The organism is Thiocapsa sp., assembly GCF_035467215.1.
In the GTDB taxonomy this organism is placed as follows: Bacteria; Pseudomonadota; Gammaproteobacteria; order Chromatiales; family Chromatiaceae; genus Thiocapsa.
Genome location: NZ_DATITZ010000122.1, coordinates 1 through 16,211, shown reverse-complemented (window position 1 = coordinate 16,211; position 16,211 = coordinate 1). Strand labels below are relative to the sequence as shown.

General features: G+C 64.4%; 12 protein-coding genes and 1 pseudogene. 5 read left to right on the top strand and 8 right to left on the bottom strand.

The window, feature by feature from the left end; genetic code table 11:
- Nucleotides 1-635: pseudogene (locus tag VLR48_RS07170) on the bottom strand (VWA domain-containing protein); the annotation flags it as partial.
- A gap of 113 nt (nt 636-748) precedes the next feature.
- Between VLR48_RS07170 and VLR48_RS07165 the strand changes: the two are divergent.
- The gene (locus VLR48_RS07165; protein ID WP_325291122.1) at nt 749-2,164 is read left to right on the top strand and encodes a Fic family protein; all 1,416 of its coding nucleotides are present in this window, start codon (nt 749-751) and stop codon (nt 2,162-2,164) included.
- Between the two features lie 194 nt (nt 2,165-2,358).
- Here VLR48_RS07165 and VLR48_RS07160 read toward each other — a convergent pair whose 3' ends face one another.
- The 3 genes from VLR48_RS07160 to VLR48_RS07150 form a co-directional block, all read right to left on the bottom strand.
- Nucleotides 2,359-3,165 (bottom strand): CbbQ/NirQ/NorQ/GpvN family protein, encoded by an 807-nt coding sequence (locus tag VLR48_RS07160; RefSeq protein WP_325291121.1) that lies wholly within the window; start codon nt 3,163-3,165, stop codon nt 2,359-2,361.
- A 122-nt stretch (nt 3,166-3,287) separates the two neighbouring features.
- On the bottom strand, nt 3,288-3,644 hold the full coding sequence (locus VLR48_RS07155; RefSeq protein ID WP_325291120.1) for a ribulose bisphosphate carboxylase small subunit: 357 nt from the start codon (nt 3,642-3,644) through the stop codon (nt 3,288-3,290).
- A gap of 170 nt (nt 3,645-3,814) precedes the next feature.
- Nucleotides 3,815-5,233: a form I ribulose bisphosphate carboxylase large subunit gene (locus tag VLR48_RS07150; RefSeq protein WP_325291119.1), complete on the bottom strand. Its 1,419-nt coding sequence runs from the start codon at nt 5,231-5,233 to the stop codon at nt 3,815-3,817.
- Between the two features lie 204 nt (nt 5,234-5,437).
- Between VLR48_RS07150 and VLR48_RS07145 the strand changes: the two genes are divergently transcribed.
- The 4 genes from VLR48_RS07145 to VLR48_RS07130 all read left to right on the top strand — a co-directional run bounded on the left by VLR48_RS07145 (nt 5,438) and on the right by VLR48_RS07130 (nt 10,644).
- The gene (locus VLR48_RS07145; RefSeq protein WP_325291118.1) at nt 5,438-6,391 is read left to right on the top strand and encodes a LysR family transcriptional regulator; all 954 of its coding nucleotides are present in this window, start codon (nt 5,438-5,440) and stop codon (nt 6,389-6,391) included.
- An 87-nt stretch (nt 6,392-6,478) separates the two neighbouring features.
- Nucleotides 6,479-7,159 carry a hypothetical protein gene (locus VLR48_RS07140; RefSeq protein WP_325291117.1) on the top strand — a complete coding sequence of 227 codons (681 nt, stop codon included), beginning with the start codon at nt 6,479-6,481 and terminating at the stop codon, nt 7,157-7,159.
- Nucleotides 7,160-7,270: 111 nt separating this feature from the next.
- Nucleotides 7,271-9,247, top strand: coding sequence for a 1-deoxy-D-xylulose-5-phosphate synthase (gene dxs, locus VLR48_RS07135; protein ID WP_325291116.1), 1,977 nt, complete (start codon nt 7,271-7,273; stop codon nt 9,245-9,247).
- Entirely contained in the window at nt 9,244-10,644 is a 1,401-nt protein-coding gene (locus VLR48_RS07130) for a DUF945 family protein (RefSeq protein WP_325291115.1), read from the top strand. Before dxs ends, VLR48_RS07130 begins: the two co-directional genes overlap by 4 nt.
- 150 nt (nt 10,645-10,794) lie before the next feature.
- Here VLR48_RS07130 and VLR48_RS07125 read toward each other — a convergent pair whose 3' ends face one another.
- From VLR48_RS07125 to VLR48_RS07110, 4 genes are all read right to left on the bottom strand, one after another.
- Complete coding sequence (locus tag VLR48_RS07125; RefSeq protein WP_325291114.1) at nt 10,795-12,051, bottom strand: DUF3322 domain-containing protein; 1,257 nt, start codon at nt 12,049-12,051, stop codon at nt 10,795-10,797.
- Nucleotides 12,048-15,482, bottom strand: coding sequence for an ATP-binding protein (locus VLR48_RS07120; RefSeq protein ID WP_325291113.1), 3,435 nt, complete (start codon nt 15,480-15,482; stop codon nt 12,048-12,050). Before VLR48_RS07120 ends, VLR48_RS07125 begins: the two co-directional genes overlap by 4 nt.
- Nucleotides 15,469-15,609 (bottom strand): DUF29 family protein, encoded by a 141-nt coding sequence (locus VLR48_RS07115; protein ID WP_325291112.1) that lies wholly within the window; start codon nt 15,607-15,609, stop codon nt 15,469-15,471. The genes VLR48_RS07120 and VLR48_RS07115 overlap by 14 nt, the downstream gene beginning before the upstream one ends.
- Nucleotides 15,610-15,702: 93 nt before the next feature.
- On the bottom strand, nt 15,703-16,211 hold a 509-nt coding region (locus tag VLR48_RS07110; RefSeq protein ID WP_325291111.1), incomplete at its 5' end, for a DUF4194 domain-containing protein.

The window sequence follows — 16,211 nt, the reverse complement described above, 5'->3', positions numbered from 1 at the left end:
CAGAGTGCGCGGAGATAAAAGTTGAGCTTGCGCTGATTGTCCACAAACAGGGTCCCGCGCCGTTCCTTCTGCAGGACCGCGCGCGAGGACTCGGTCTGAAGCCCGAAATAGGCCATCTGGCCGTCGAGATCGCGCGCATGGGCCTGAGCGCCCCAGAGCGCCCAGCGGCGCAGACCGCCGAGCGTGAGCTTGGCGAGCAGCTCGTCCATGTTCTCCATCATCGGGCGCAGGCCGCGCGGCGACTTGCCCGAGAGCTGATGCAGCAGGTTGAGATAACCGCGCAGCACCTCCGCATCCCCCAGTCGGCTCGCGGCCAGCGGCATGCTGGACATGATCAGCGCCACCACCGTTCCTGAGGTGTGGGAGGCCAGTTTCATCAGCGCACTCACCACCTCGGGGGTGATGTCCTCGCCCACCTCCTTGGCGACCCGCGGCATCTCCTGCACATAGGTCAGGACCAGATCCGCGCCCTTGTTCAAGCCGCACATCGCCTTGATGCCGGTGAGGTAATGCTCCAGCCCGAGCGGCGACATCACGCGCGCGGCTTCGTGATAGCTCGCTTCGAGCGCTTGGGTGTGCGGGTGATCCGCGTCGGCCTTGAGGCAGGAGAGGTATTCGGTGAAGTCGATGCTCATGGCGCTATCCCGGATCGAAGGTTGTCATACCCGGTGACGGGCTATCACTGCTGGTACTAATTTGGTACTAATCGCTACTAAATTAGTAGTTCGTGCGAAGGATTCCTCGCTCCATGAAAATCCCGATGTCGCCACCCGATACGGACACCCTGTTGCGATCCATCGTCGAAACAGGCGGCAGCGCGCAACTTGCCAAACTGCTTCGCAACCCTTCGGGACCTGCCCCGAACGGGCGCTATTTGCACTGGGATGAGCTGCGGCGCCGCCAGCCGCCCACTGATCTCCGCACCGAGGACTGGTGGTTTTCGGTCAAAGCCGCGCGACGCCTGCTTTACAAAAACACGCCATTCACGGACAAGACGGGGAAGCCTTTCGTCTTCGCCCTCGTCGACCCGATCCTCGCACTGTTGCACCGCATCGACCGGGACGCCTCGGGACAGATCCGACTCGAGGCACCGATCGCGAACCCCGAGCAACGCGACAGCTATCTGACCCGCTCGCTGATCGAGGAGGCTATCAATTCCAGCCAACTGGAAGGCGCCTCGACTACCCGGCAAGTCGCAAAGGAGATGCTTCGCCACGGACGCCGTCCGAGGGACAAGAGCGAGACGATGATCTTCAACAACTTCCAGGCGATGCGCTCCATCTCCCAGCGCGTCGGGGAACCGCTGACGCCTGAAGCCATCCTTAAGCTCCACAGCGTTCTGACTCGCGACACGCTGGACGATCCCACCGCGGCCGGACGCCTGCGGCGAGCCGACGAGCACATCGATATTGTCGATCACCGAGACCGGCGCGTTCTTCATGTTCCGCCGCATGCCGACGAGCTTCCCGCGCGGTTGGAGCGCCTCTGCGATGTTGCGAACGCGCGCGACACTGACCCCTTCGTGCCGCCAATCATCCGCGCCATCCTGCTGCACTTCGCGCTTGCCTATGATCATCCCTTCGTCGACGGCAACGGCCGGGTCGCCCGCGCACTTTTTTACTGGTCTGCACTCTCGCAGGGATACGGGCTGCTCGAATTCGTCTCGATCTCCAGCATCCTGAAGAAGGCCCCGGCACAGTACGCCCGCGCCTACCTCTTCACCGAAACCGACGAGTCAGACGTCACCTATTTTCTGATCCATCAACTGGAAACCATCGTCGCAGCCATGGACGGACTGCATGCCTATCTGCGGCGCAAGGCCGGCGAGACGAAGGTCGTTGAAGCGATGCTTCAAGGCTCCGCGCGGCTGCGCGAACGCCTCAATCACCGCCAGCTGGAACTCATCCGTCACGCACTCCGCCACCCGAGCTCCGTTTATACCATCGAGGGGCACCGCCAAAACCACGCTGTCGTCTACCAAACCGCCCGTTCGGATCTGCTGCAACTGGTCGAGCTGGGTCTACTGTCCAAGCGGAAGGCCGGGCAGGCGTTCCTATTCGAAGCGCCTGCGGATCTCAATCATCGTTTGGAAGAAGCCGAATCCAACCTTCAGTGGTCATCCGCTCGTTTCGATCCGCCGACGGGCGCTGAACTCGAAAGCTAAACCGCGCCCAGTACGGCATGCGATTTTTTTCGATGGGACCGGCCCCGGTGGACTTCACGACCGCTGGAGCCGGCGCGGTTTAGGAGAATAAAAAAGACAGTATTTTAAACCGCGTCCCCGCCAAGGATCGTGGATGCACCAAACGTCGAGCTCAATCGAAAGCTAGCATCTCGCTCTGGACGCGGTTTAACAGCTCAGAAATAGGTATTCACCGCCGCATCCAGCGTATCGCGCATATCGGGATCATCGGTCAGCGGTCGGACCAACGCCATACGGCAGGCGGATTGCGGGTCGATACCCTTGCCGATGAGTTGGGCGGCATAGACCAGGAGGCGGGTGGACATGCCCTCGTCGAGTCCGTGGCCCTTGAGGTTACGGCTGCGTTGGGCGACCTGGACCAGCTTCTCGGCGGTCGCCTTGTCGACATGCCCCTCGTGCGCGACGATCTCGGTCTCGATGTCGGCGGACGGATAGTCGAAGTCCAAGGCACCGAAACGCTGTTTGGTCGACTGCTTCAGATCCTTCATCAGGCTCTGGTAGCCGGGGTTGTAGGAGATGACGATCTGGAAATCCGGGTGTGCCTGGACCAATTCGCCCTTCTTCTCGAGCGGGAGCTGGCGGCGATGGTCGGTCAGCGGATGGATCACGACCGTGGTGTCCTGACGGGCCTCGACGACCTCGTCCAGATAGCAGATGGCACCGATGCGTGCGGCCACCGTGAGCGGGCCGTCTTGCCATTTGGTACCGTTGATGTCGAGCAGAAAACGTCCGACGAGATCGGAGGCGGTCATGTCCTCGTTGCAGGCAACCGTGATGAGCGGGGCGCCGATCTTCCAGGCCATGTATTCGACGAAGCGCGACTTACCGCAGCCGGTCGGCCCCTTGAGCATCACCGGCATGCGTGCGTCGTAGGCCGCCTCGTACATGACGACCTCGTTTTGCACTGGGCGGTAATAGGGCTTGTCCTTGATCAGGTATTGGTCGCGGTCGATCTCGCTCATCTCATTGGTCTCTCGTTCACAAGCCGATGACAAAAAAGCCCCCGCCCTGCACGCCAGGACAGGGGCTTTTTCCGTCAATCCGTTGTTAGATCATCGGTTTTCGCCCAAGCGAAAACCGATCCTCAGACCGACTTGCCGCGGAAGACGACCATCTCGGCGCCCTTGGACTGGGCGTAATTGTCGTAGCCGACCAAGCGCACGTGGTTGTTCGGGTGCGCCTTGTGGCAGGCTTCCGCCTCGGCCAGGATGGTGTCGACATTGGTCTCGCCGAACAGCGGCAGCTTCCACATGTACCAGTAGTGGTCGAATGCGTTTTCCGGCTCGCTGTGCTCGATGGCCGGGTTCCAGCCCTTGGCGACGATGTACTCGACCTGCTTGCGAATGCGCGCCTGATCCATCTCGGGCAGATAGGAGAAGGTCTCGAACTTACGGCTGTTCGGATCGTCGAGGCTGGATTGATAGTCCTGCATGGTGCTCATGGGTGTGACTCCGAAACTGGTTTCGTGGTGAAAATCGCTTGGAAAGTCGATCGTCAGCTTTGCTGGCGTTGAGCTTTCAGCCGTCAGTTCTCAGCCGTCAGCTCTCACAAGGGGCCGGCGCTTCGCGCCGATCGCCCGCTGCTGACCGCTGATAGCTGACAGCTGACAGCTTACTTATGCGACACGTCGAGCTTGTCGACGGTATCGAACTCGAACTTGATCTCCTTCCAGGTTTCCATGGCGATCTTGAGCTCGGGGCTGTGCTTGGCTGCGTTGGTGAGGATCTCCTTGCCTTCCTTCTCGATCTGCACACCCTGGTTGCGGGCTTCCACACAGGCTTCGAGCGCGACACGGTTGGCCGCGGCGCCGGCTGCGTTGCCCCAAGGGTGACCCAGGGTGCCGCCGCCGAACTGCAGGACGGCGTCGTCGCCGAAGATGTTCACCAGCGCGGGCATGTGCCAGATGTGGATACCGCCGGAAGCGACCGCGAAGGCGCCGGGCATCGCGCCCCAGTCTTGATCGAAGAAGATGCCGCGCGAGCGGTCTTCCTTCACGTAGGACTCACGCAGCAGGTCGATCCAGCCGAGGGTCGACTCGCGGTCGCCTTCGAGCTTGCCGACGACGGTACCGGTGTGCAGATGATCGCCGCCGGACAGACGCAGGATCTTGGTCAACACACGGAAATGGATACCGTGGTTCGGGTTGCGGTCGAGCACCGCATGCATCGCGCGGTGGATATGCAGGAGCACGCCATTGTCGCGACACCACTGGGCCAGGCCGGTGTTGGCGCAGAAGCCGCCGGTGATGTAGTCGTGCATGATGATCGGCGCGCCGATCTCCTTGGCGTACTCGGCACGCTTGAACATCTCGTCCGGGGTCGGCGCGGTGACGTTCAGGTAGTGACCCTTACGCTCGCCGGTCTCGCGCTCGGACTTGTCGATCGCGTCCATGACGAAATCAAAGCGTTGACGCCAGCGCATGAAGGGCTGCGAGTTGACGTTCTCGTCGTCCTTGGTGAAGTCCAGGCCGCCGCGCAGACACTCGTAGACGGCACGGCCATAGTTCTTGGCGGACAGACCCAGCTTCGGCTTGATGGTGCAGCCGAGCATCGGGCGGCCGTACTTGTTCATGATGTCGCGCTCGACCTGGATGCCGTGCGGCGGGCCGTTGCAGGTCATGACATAGGCGATCGGGAAACGCACGTCCTCGAGGCGCAGCGCACGCACGGCCTTGAAGCCGAAAACGTTGCCGACGAGCGAGGTGAAGACGTTGACGACCGAACCCTCTTCGAAGAGGTCGATCGGATAGGCGATGAAGGCGTAGAAGGCCTCGTCGTTGCCCGGGACGTCCTCGATGGCGTAGGCACGGCCCTTGTAGTGGTCCATGTCGGTCAGCAGGTCGGTCCAGACCGTGGTCCAGGTGCCGGTGGACGATTCGGCGGCGACAGCGGCAGCAGCTTCTTCACGCGGAACGCCCGCCTGCGGGGTGATCTTGAAGCAGGCGAGGAGGTCGGTCTCCGACGGGGTGTAATCCGGCATCCAGTATGTTTCGCGATACTCTTTGACGCCCGCGCTGTAAGTCTTTGCCATGTTCGCTTGTCCTCGGAGATGGTGAAGAAATTCGCCGGTCCAGTGGTCCTGGTCCGCAGTCCCGCTTGATGCGCTTCGCGCTTGGAACGTGGGGCGGCAGTATATTCAAAAACCCTATAATAACTACTTAGTATTGCTTATAGTCGGGATAAGCATAGACTTATGTCTATAGGTTTTTCCTGAACCAACAAGGTGCTTCACGTCGTGCATGTTTCGATCCGGCAGCTAAAAGTATTCGATGCCGTCGCGCGTCACCTCAGCTACACGCGCGCCGCGGAGGAGCTACATCTGAGTCAGCCGGCCGTGTCGATGCAGATGCGTCAGCTTGAGGAAGAGGCCGGGCTGCCGCTGTTCGAGCGCCTGGGAAATCGCATGCTGTTGACCGCGGCCGGTCGAGAGGTTTTCGACTATGGCCGGACCGTCAATCGGGCCTTGCGGGAGATGGAAGAGGTCCTCGAATCCCTGAAGGGGGTCAGTCGCGGACGGCTTCACCTCGCCGTCGCGAGTACGGTGAACTACTTTGCGCCGCGCCTCTTGGCGATCTTCCAGCAGCGCTACCCGGGGATCGGACTGCAGCTCGACGTGACCAATCGCGAGCAGTTGGTACGCATGCTCTACGACAATGCGGTCGATCTGGTGCTCATGGGCGTGCCTCCGACGGACATGGAGGTCGAGTCCGAGGCATTTATGGAGAATCCGCTGGTGGTGATCGCGCCGCCCGATCATCCGCTTGTGAGCGAGCAGGCGATCAGTCCAGCGCGGCTGTCCGACGAGATCTTCGTGATGCGCGAGCCCGGCTCGGGTACGCGGCAGACGATGGAGCGGTTTTTCGGCGAGCGCGGTCTGACCATCCGCTACGGGATGCAGATGACCCGCAACGAGGCCGTCAAACAGGCGGTCCGCTCGGGGTTGGGTCTCAGCGTCGTGTCGATGCACACCATCGAGCTGGAGCTCGAGACGCGGCGGCTCATGACCTTGGATGTCGAGGGATTCCCCGACCGGCGTCAGTGGTATCTGGTCTATCGTCGGGGCAAGCGCCTCTCGCCGGCGGCCAACGCCTTTCGGGAGTTCGTTTTGACCGAAGCCGCGGTCATTGCCCCGCCGATTTATTTCGAGGCCGTGGCGAAGCCGTCGCATGAGTCGAACCGCGGTCGTTAGGGGGCGCAGGCCGGCAGGGATCGAGCCACCGCGAAGACCCGGCTCAACGCCGGCGATCTGATCAAGAATACGGAGTTGGAGTTGACGATGTCGTGGTCGAACGTCTTGCGGACCCTGATCCTCGCCTTGCTCTTGGTGTCCTCCGCCGTTGTTGTTGCCTCATCCGCCGAACCCCCGGCTGATTCCGGTCCCGATCAGGTGCCGGATTGGGTGGTGACGACGGTCGCGGGGTTGGTCGCGCTTTTGGTCGGCGGGCTGAATGTGAAGGACTATTTCTTCTTTCGTCGCGGACCCACCCTCTCGATCCCCGACCATGCGAAGCCCGGACTTTTCGCGCGGATGCGCCGTCTGCTCGCGGCCGACCGTCTCGGGGCCATGCTGATCGGAACGCTCGTCCTGGCGTTGGCGGCCAACAGCTACGAGCTGCTCTGCACTGCGGGTTTTCCGATGGTCTACACCCGTGTGTTGACGCTTCACGAACTCTCGGCGGCCGCCTACTACGGCTACCTGGCCCTCTACAACCTGGTCTACGTCCTGCCGCTTCTGGCCATCGTTCTGATCTTCACCTTCACGCTGGGCGCGAAGAAACTTACCGAACGTCAGGGGCGGATCCTGAAGCTCCTCTCGGGTCTCATGATGCTGGGCCTCGGCGGTGTGATGCTGTTCTCGCCCGAGCTGCTCGTCCATCCCGGGGTCGGTGTCCTTCTGCTGCTCGGTGCGCTCGGAGCGACGGCCGTCATCGCGGTCTTCGGCAAGGCCGTCGCCTGAGTGGGAGGCCGGAGGCGCTCGGGCAACTCCGAAGAGGAACGCGTCGCTTAGCAGCCGCGCGGCGATTCGTCTAAACTAGCCGACCGTCTCAGTTATGCGCGAATGCCGACCATGCCCGACCGCCCTTCGAGTGACTCAGGTATCACCCTGCACCGCTATCCGTTGCTGGCTTCGATCAACTCCCCGGCGGATCTGCGCGCCTTGCCGGAGCATCTGTTGCCTTCGGTCGTCAACGAGCTGCGGGGCTTTCTCGTCGACACCGTCTCCCAAACCGGCGGTCACCTTGCGGCCGGCCTCGGCGTCGTCGAGCTGACGGTCGGCCTACACTACGTCTTCGACACCCCCGGCGATCGGCTGGTTTGGGACGTCGGCCATCAGGCCTACCCGCACAAGATCCTGACCGGGCGGCGCGATCGCATGCCCAGCTTGCGCCAGAAAGACGGACTCTCCGGCTTCCCCAAGCGCTGCGAGAGCGACTACGACTGCTTCGGCGTCGGCCATTCCAGCACCTCGATCAGTGCCGCACTCGGCATGGCCCTGGCCGCGAAACAAAAAGGCGAGCATCGCGATGCCGTCGCCATCATCGGCGACGGGGCCTTGAGTGCCGGGATGGCGTTCGAGGCGCTCAACCACGCGGGCTCGATGGATATCGATCTGGTCGTCATCCTCAACGACAACGAGATGTCCATCTCGCCCCCCGTCGGCGCCATCACCAACCATCTCGCACGGCTGCTCTCGGGCAAGATCTACACGACCATGCGCGAGGGCAGCAAGACCGCCCTGCGCGGGATGCCGCAGCTGCGTCATCTGGTCGGACGCTGGGAAGAGCACATGAAGGGCATGTTGATGCCGAGCACCCTGTTCGAGGAGCTCGGGTTCAACTATATCGGCCCCATCGACGGGCACGACGTGCATTCCGTGGTCAAGACGCTGCGCAACATCAAGGAGATGCGCGGTCAGCGCTTCCTCCATGTGGTGACTCAAAAGGGTCACGGCTACGAGCCCGCCGAGGGCCAACCGGTCACCTATCACGGCGTCACGCCGTTCGATCGGCGCACCGGCGAGCTGCGCAAGGGCGCCTCCAAGGGCCCGACCTACACGCAGATCTTCGGCAGCTGGCTCTGCGACACGGCCGAGGCGGATCCGCGCTTGATCGGCATCACGCCGGCGATGTGCGAAGGCTCGGGCCTGACGGTCTTCTCCAAGCGCTTCCCGGAGCGCTTCTTCGATGTCGGGATCGCCGAGCAGCACGCGGTGACCTTGGCGGCGGGCATGGCCTGCGAAGGCGTCAAGCCCGTCGTTGCCATCTATTCGAGCTTCCTGCAGCGTGCCTACGACCAACTGATCCATGACGTCTGCCTTCAGGGGCTGGATGTGACCTTCGCGGTCGACCGCGGCGGTCTGGTCGGCGCGGACGGGGCGACCCATGCCGGCAGCTTCGATCTGAGCTTCAGCCGGCCGCTTCCCAAGCTCGTCATCATGGCGCCGGGGGACGAGAACGAGTGTCGAGCCATGCTTCGAACCGCCTACGAGTATCCGGGCCCGGCGATGGTTCGCTACCCGCGCGGCAACGGACCGGGGGTGGGGATCGACCCCGAGGCGCCTGCCCTGCCGATCGGTCGCGGCGAGATCGTCCGGGAGGGGAGCCGGGTGGCGCTGCTCGCCTTCGGCAGCATGGTCACCCCCGCATTGACGGCAGCGGAGACCTTGGATGCGACGGTGGCCAACATGCGCTTCGTCAAGCCGCTGGACGGCGCGCTGATCCGGGCGCTGGCCGAGGAGCATGATCTCCTGGTGAGCGTCGAGGAGAACAGCATCGCCGGAGGCGCCGGGAGCGGCGTGGCCGAGTGGTTGGCCGCCGAGGGCATCGAGATCTCCTGCGTGCATCTCGGGTTGCCGGATCGCTATATCGACCACGCCGAGCATGCCCAGCAGCTCGCCGCCTGTGGTCTGGACGCCGACGGTATCCTCGCCTCCGTGCGCGACGCCTACGGGCTTCGGTTCCCCGATCGCGACTTGTCGGCGGTCGCGGACGCCGGGCCCGGGGGCGGTGCCCGGGTCAGACAGCAAGGCGTCGACGCCGCATGAGGCGATTGCTCGGCGGGGCGATCCTGACGATCGCCATCGTCCTCGGACTGCTGCTCGGCGTCGGGCCGCTCGCACTCGGGTACCTAGCCAAGGCCGGTTACGAGGATCTCCTGGCCGATCTCGTCGAGGATATGCCGAACCGGGAGATCCTCCAGAATCGCTACAACCGAGGATGGTTCGCCTCCAGCGCCGCGTTCGAGGTGCTGATCCCGCCCGATCCTGCGGCGCAAGCGCCGCTGCATCCCATCCGGATTCGACTGGACAGTCGGATCGAGCAGGGGCCTTGGATCTGGCTCACGACGGGCTTTCCGCCGATCCTCGGTCGTGTTCACACCCGGCTTGAGACCGACGGTTTGCCGGTGGCCCTGCCGACGCTGCCGGTGAGCATCGATCTGCATGCAGACGGCTCGGGCCGGATGCAGCTGCGTGTGCCGCCGGGCGAGACGCTGCCGACGGCGCAGGCGATGGGACTGCGGCACGGACCGCTCGACGGCGATCTAGTCGTGTCCTCGGGGCAGGAGTCCGTCGAGGTGCGGCTGACGCTTCCCGAAGCTGCGCTGACGACACCCACGGGACCGCTCGTCCGCCTGACCGATCTGCAATTCGAGGCCGATCGGCCCGATGACTCCTCCGGCACGGGTCGCTTGCAGGCGGCCTTGGTCGAGCTCTACGGAGCAGCGGGCGAGGTTGGCGCGGGGAGAACCGTGTCGCACGTGCTGCGGATTGAGGGCCTCTCGGCGACCCTGTCGCGAGCGCTTCGCGAGGGTCTGCTGGATCTGCGTCTCGGACTCTCCGCGCAGCAGCTCGCGACGGCGTCCATGTCCTACGGTCGATCGGAGCTCGGCCTCTCGGGCGAGCGTCTGGACGCCGAGGCGCTCGCCGATCTGGCCGAGGGCATCCGCATGCTGGCTACCGACCAGGTCGCGCAGGAGATGCGGGGCCTGGTTACGGCCGGCCTGATCGCGGGTTTGGCCCCGCGTTTCGTCGAAAGCGCGACACGGATCGGCGTCGAGCCGATTCGGATCGAGACCCCCGACGGCCTTGCATTGGGGCGGCTCGATCTGCGGCTCGACCCGGGCACCGATTCACCGAACGCGCTGACCTCGGGTGTCGTGGATTGGGTGATCCTGCTGCGGGCAGACGGTGATCTGGAGCTTCCGGAGTCGGTTGCGCTGGACTGGATCGCGCGCTCGCTCGAACCCGGATTCGAGGACGAGTCTCTGCCGACCTCTGAGCCGGCAGCCGAGCAGGCCGCGCGGCAAGAGGCGGAGGCCTTGCTCGCCGGATGGATCCGCGATGGCTGGATCACACGGCGCGCCAACAGGGTCTCCTCGGCATTGCGTCTGGGCGACGGGCTCTTGACCATCAACGGCAAGACGGTGCCGCTTCGTAGATGATGGAGCCGCAGCACGCGGCTCGGGTCAAATAGTGGGGCTCTCGTCCGCGATCCGATAGCCCATCGCTTGCAGGAAACCTTGTCGCGCAGCCGGTTGTGCCGAGCCGTGCGAGGCACAACCGACCATCGGCGGACGTTGTGCTTCCTATCGTCAGCACAACGGGTGCTGCGAGAGGCACCGTTCGGGCAGGGTCTTTTCCGCTGCCCTGCCGCTGTTGTCGATCAGTGTATCCGAGAGCGCAGTTTCCACCCATCTGAACCCGACCCGCTCCTGCTCCAGACGCAAGCCTTTGCGGATGCGGTTGTCGCGCAGGTCGTCGAACAAGGCCCGTTCCGACTCCGTGAGCCGCGGCAGATCGTGCATCACCTGATCGGATTCCTCGCCCCAGAGGGTCTCGTGCGCCATCAGGGTGGCGCGATCCATCAGGAAGGAGACGACCCGGCCGAATCGGCCGCGGAGCTGGTCGAGGATGGCGAACCCGTGGGTGTCGATGTCGCCCCAGTAGTGCAGGGTGCAGGCACCGAGCCACTCGGCCCGGGCCAGTGCTTCCCACCCATACCCGGCGCCGAAGACGACCAGCGAGGCGGCCGCGTCCGGGAAGGCGAGAAAGTTGGTCTCGTTCTCCGTGATGAAGACGCGTCGAATCGGGATCGCAAGCCGGGCGAAGCTCTCCGCATCCAGCGTGACATCGGCTAGCTGCGGTCCGGGCAGCAAGGTAACGGCGTCGTCGAGCAGGCGAAACCGGACCCGGTTGGGCTTGTCGAGGAACCCGTAGCGTGCGGCGAAGCGACCGACGCCGACGCGATCCGCAGCGACCGCCTCCGCCGGCAGGACAAGATCAAAAAGCTCCGAGAGGACGCCGCGATGCGCCTCGATGAACTTGCTGTGGATACCCGGGATATCGACCTGCCGGATGTAGATCCCGGGGCGCGGGTGGCGGCGGAGCCAGTCCACCACCGCCAGCAGGCGCTCCCAGTCCTCGGCCAGTGCGATCGCCTGCAAGGGACGCCTGCCGAGCCACTCGAGCAGCGCCGGTTGCCTCGATCGGGTCATCTCCACGCAACGCGCGAACCGGGCCGCATCGCCCCGTCGGCCGATCAGGGCGAGCGCGTCCTCGAGTCGGTCGACCCAGAGGGTCTCGGGCAGACGTTGAGGGCCGAGCACGCGGTGATTGACCGCGCGCCATTCGATCCGCAGACGCGGGACGGCCGTCAGCTCGGCGATCCAAGCCCGCACCGCCTCGAACCGATCGGCCAGATCTGCGGAGCCCGGTCCCTTCAATCGCAGACGCAGCGGGAATCCGCTCGTGCCGGCCACGTCGTCCGAGACGAGGGGGCGCAGCAGCTCGCCACGCTCCCAGAGTCGGTTCAGTTGCGCCTTGAGATCCGCCGCCGTCGTCCAGCTCATGCCGGCATGCTTGCGCTCGGCTCGGCCTTGCGCGCTTTGGACTCCTCGCGATACTCCTCGATCGTCAAATTGCGCAGCTTGGACTCGCGACCGCCTTCGTTGTGCACGAAACCGACGGCCGAGACGAAGGGCTCGATGATATGGATCTTCTGCAGCGGCGTGACGATCAGCAGTTGCAGGTTGAGCTGCTGAAAGAGCCGTAGACCGTACTGGGCCGACTCGTCCGAGCCGCGCCCGAAGGCCTCGTCGATCACGACGAAGCGAAAGGATCGCGAGCGCACGGCACCCCATTCCAGCCCGAACTGGTAGGCGAGGCTGGCGGCCAGGATGGTGTAGGCGAGCTTCTCCTTCTGACCGCCGGATTTGCCGCCCGAGTCCGAGTAGTGCTCGTGCTCGGTCCCGTCCTCGCGCCAGCGCTCGCTTGCGGCGAACAGGAACCAGTTGCGCACGTCCGTGACCTTGGCGGTCCAACGTCTGTCCAGGTCGGTCTGGCCCTCGCGCCCGCGGAAGCGCTCGATGATGGTCTTCACCTGCAGGAACTTGGCCTCGGAATACTGCGCATCCTCCGAGCCGGTCAAGGCACCCTCGGTGCAGGCGCGCAGCTCGGACTGGAAGTCGCGGATCTCGGCGTCCGGGCTGATCTGGGATTCGAGCGCGAGATAGCGTCCCGGGGTGTAGTCGAGCTGGGTGAGCGACTCGTTGATGCGCCCGATGCGCTCCTTGATGGTCTCGCGCTCGCGGGCGAGCTGGGCATTGAAGTTGGCGATCTCGTTGATGGTGTTGACGTTCAGCAGCTCCTTGAAGCGTGCCTCGAAGCGCGGCAGGTCGTCGCGTCCCAACTGATCGAGCTGTTGTCGGTACTCGAAGGCCGCCTCGACGTTGGCGTCGAGCTCCTGGGTTTCGAGCTTGAAGGCGTCCTTGTAGGCCACCATCGCGGTGATGATGCGGTCGCGCAGGCCCTTGATCTTGCGTTCTTCGCTGTCGATCCGGCTCTGGAGCCAGGCGCGCATGTCCTGCTCGCGGTTGTCGCAGGACTCCACGGTCAATTGATGCTCGCCGAGCGCCTCGGCGCGCATGACCTCGAGCCGCTGGGTCAGCTCGGCCGATGGCGCGGGTTGGGCAGCGTCCCCGCTCGGCTCGAAGATCGCTCGGGTCTGCACTTGGAGCGCCTCGGCATCCTCCTGCTTTTGCTCGATCTTGGCGCGCCTCGCTTTGGCCTCTTCCAGCTCGCCCTCGATGAGCCCAAGCGCCTGGACGGCCTCGCCCAGGCGCTGATTGAGCTGTTTGAGCAGATCGGATGCCGATTCCAAGCGTTGCCGCTCGTCGATGAGTGCGGCGACCTCGGTCGCGACCGAGGCCCAATCCAGCTCGTTGAAGTCGACAAACTCTTCCAGTCGCGTCAGGGCGTTCAGGCGCTCACCGAGCGCTTTTCGCTCGGACAAGAGCTTGCCCGTGAGTGCGGCGATCTCGGCGAGATGTGCCTCGAGCCGGCGACGCTTGGCCTCCAGCGTCTCGATCTTGGCCGCGTTGGTCCAGCCCAGCACATAGCGACTGCGGTCGTCGATGCGGTGACGGTCGTCCTTCTCGTGACGTCCGGTCGGGTCCTTGATCTGGCCGGCGCGCGTGATGGCGCGGGTCTCGCGGCGGAATTGCTCCTGCGTGATACAACAGGCCACGTCGAAACGATGCGCCAGCTCGCGCTCAAGCCAGTCGTAGAAGGGCGAGTCGGGTTTGACGGCGATCTTGCGCACCAGCGAATCGCGGTGCAGCTCGGGCAGGTCGCCCCGGCCCCCTGTATGCAACTGGGCACGCACCCGGGCGCGCACATGGAAATAGACCAGACGACCGCGCAACTGGCTGCTGTCGACCCACTCGGCGACCGCCTTATAGGCCGTGTCCGGCACCAACAGGGACAGGCCGAAGCCGCGCATCAGTCGCTCGGCCGCACCTTCCCAGTCGCGTTCGTCGTCGCGCACCTGCAGCAGCTCGCCCGCGAAGGGCATCGACTCCTCCGCAAGGCCCAGCGCCTCGCAAAGTGCGGCACGGATTCGGATCTGCTGGTCGTCGATATTGCTGCGGCGACGCTTCAGGCTCTCGATCTCGGCCTGGAGGGCATCGTGCTCAAGCTGGCCTTGGCGCAGGGTGACGCTATGCTCGGTCACCTCGTTCTGTAGATCGATGTCGCGCGTCTGCAAACCCTCCCGGATCTCCGCGAGTCGACGCCGTTGCGCGAGGAAGGCCGTTTCGTCCGCGGCCGGGCTCTCGTCGAGACCGGCCGTCAGCTCGGCATAGCGTCGTGCCTTGGCCTGCCGGGTGTTGCGCAGCGCCTCCAGCTTCTTGATCTCCGCGGCCAGGCGTTCGAGTCGGTCCCCGCCGTTTTCGGCCACCGCGCGCTTGAGCTCGTAGACCTGGTTGCCTTGCTCCTCGCGGCGACCGTCCAGGCGCTTGACCAAGGCATCGACGCGCTCTCGCTCCTCCTGCAGGTGCGCGAGACGCTTCGCGAGCAGCGCCAGCTTCAAACCCGCGAAATGGGTACGCAAACCGTCGCGGCAGCCTCTGAGATCCTCGACCTCGCGCGTCAGGCCGGCGTGACGTGCGCAGTCCGCCACCAAGGGCGTGAGCATCTCGACCTGACGCTTGGCCTTGAGCACCGCCTCGTGCGCGCGGTTCAGGTCGTCGAAGTGTGCAATCAGCGCCTTGATGCGGGGCTCCACCGCGAAGGGCTCCAGCATATGTCCGCGCACGAAATCGGTGAGGTTGCCGACGGACTTCATCGAGACCGTCTGATGAAAGAGCTCGAGCGCCTGCTCGCCGTCGATGCCCAGCCGGCGCCGAAACCAGGCGCCGTATTTGGGGAAGCCGTCCTCGATCTCGGCACCGAGTCCGCGCAGCTTCTTGCGCAGTTGGGCGATGTCGGTCCCGAACCGGGAGAAATCGGTCGCGATCGCGAGATCACGCTCGGCGCAGACGAAGAAGCGCGCCGGCTGGCCCTGCGCCTCCTTCATCCAGAACACCTGCGCGAGTGTCACGGTCTGATCGTAGCCGGCGTTGTGGAAGACGCCGAGGATGACGGAGAAGTTGTTGTGATCGCGCAGACTCACTGGCTTGGCCGCCCCGGTCACCTCGTTGCGCTCCGATTTGTAATGCCCCAGCACGTAGGAGCGCAGCGTGCGCTCCTTGCTGTCCGCACCCGCAGCCTTGTTGTAGGCGATGCGCTGGGCGGGGACCAAAAGGGTCGTCACGGCATCCACCAGGGTCGACTTGCCCGAGCCGATATCCCCGGTCAGCAGCCCGTTCTTGCCGTCGAGCGACAGGGTCCAGACGCGACCGTCGAAGGTGCCCCAGTTGAAGACCTCAAGGCGCGACAGACGAAAGCCCGACAGGCGGTCGTCGGCAACGAAGTCCAGGTCGAGCGATTCAAGCGGCTGCATCGGGCCAGTGATCATCCAGTATCTGTTCGACGGTGAAAGGGCAAGTTTGGGGAAACAGCGTCTCCTCGGCTCGGATTTCACGTGCGGCTTGGAGTTCCGAAAAATCCTGCTCGTAGAGCGGTGTCATCGCTTGCCTCGCACCCTTCGCGTTGAACGATCGCCGCATCGTTACGCGATTGCCGAATGGTTTCAACCCCTTGCGTTCCTCGTCCGTTGGGGCTCAACTGCCGTCGTCGGGGCCGACCTGCGCCCGATAGACCGCCAGCCGTGCGTCGAAGTCCGCCAACCATTGGGCATCGACGAAGGCCTTCAGGATCCGCCGCACCTCGTAGCTGTCCGGGCCGCGGGCGGAGCCGCTTGCGGACTTCAGACGGCGCAGGAAGCCCAGCTCGACGACCTTGTTGATGTGGGTCTCGATCTGGTCGATGAGTCTCGCCTCGTTGCTGCTCTGGGGCAGGAAGACCCGCACCAGCTCGACGATCTCGTCGCGCGAGAGCACGAGGCGCGTCTCGGCTCCGCCGGCATCGAACTCGGCGAGCTTCTTGCGCAGCAAGGCCAGCAAGAGGCTGACCGGAAACGACAGCGGCCGACGCGCGACCAGACGCGGCAGCTTGGGCGCGGCCTCGTCCTCGGCGGTCTCGGCGCGGCTCTTGAGGAAGGCGTACCCTTCCGCCTCGTCGAGCACCAGCTCCAGTCCGAGCACCGACACATAGTCCCGCACCCGCGCCT

Excerpts from the sequence above, each read along its gene's own strand:
- VLR48_RS07165 (WP_325291122.1), top strand. The coding sequence starts at position 749 with ATGAAAATCCCGATGTCGCCACCCGATACGGACACCCTGTTGCGATCC.
- VLR48_RS07160 (WP_325291121.1), bottom strand. The coding sequence starts at position 3,165 with ATGAGCGAGATCGACCGCGACCAATACCTGATCAAGGACAAGCCCTAT.
- VLR48_RS07155 (WP_325291120.1), bottom strand. The coding sequence starts at position 3,644 with ATGAGCACCATGCAGGACTATCAATCCAGCCTCGACGATCCGAACAGC.
- VLR48_RS07150 (WP_325291119.1), bottom strand. The coding sequence starts at position 5,233 with ATGGCAAAGACTTACAGCGCGGGCGTCAAAGAGTATCGCGAAACATAC.
- VLR48_RS07140 (WP_325291117.1), top strand. The coding sequence starts at position 6,479 with ATGTCGTGGTCGAACGTCTTGCGGACCCTGATCCTCGCCTTGCTCTTG.
- dxs (WP_325291116.1), top strand. The coding sequence starts at position 7,271 with ATGCCCGACCGCCCTTCGAGTGACTCAGGTATCACCCTGCACCGCTAT.
- VLR48_RS07130 (WP_325291115.1), top strand. The coding sequence starts at position 9,244 with ATGAGGCGATTGCTCGGCGGGGCGATCCTGACGATCGCCATCGTCCTC.
- VLR48_RS07125 (WP_325291114.1), bottom strand. The coding sequence starts at position 12,051 with ATGAGCTGGACGACGGCGGCGGATCTCAAGGCGCAACTGAACCGACTC.
- VLR48_RS07120 (WP_325291113.1), bottom strand. The coding sequence starts at position 15,482 with ATGCAGCCGCTTGAATCGCTCGACCTGGACTTCGTTGCCGACGACCGC.
- VLR48_RS07115 (WP_325291112.1), bottom strand. The coding sequence starts at position 15,609 with ATGACACCGCTCTACGAGCAGGATTTTTCGGAACTCCAAGCCGCACGT.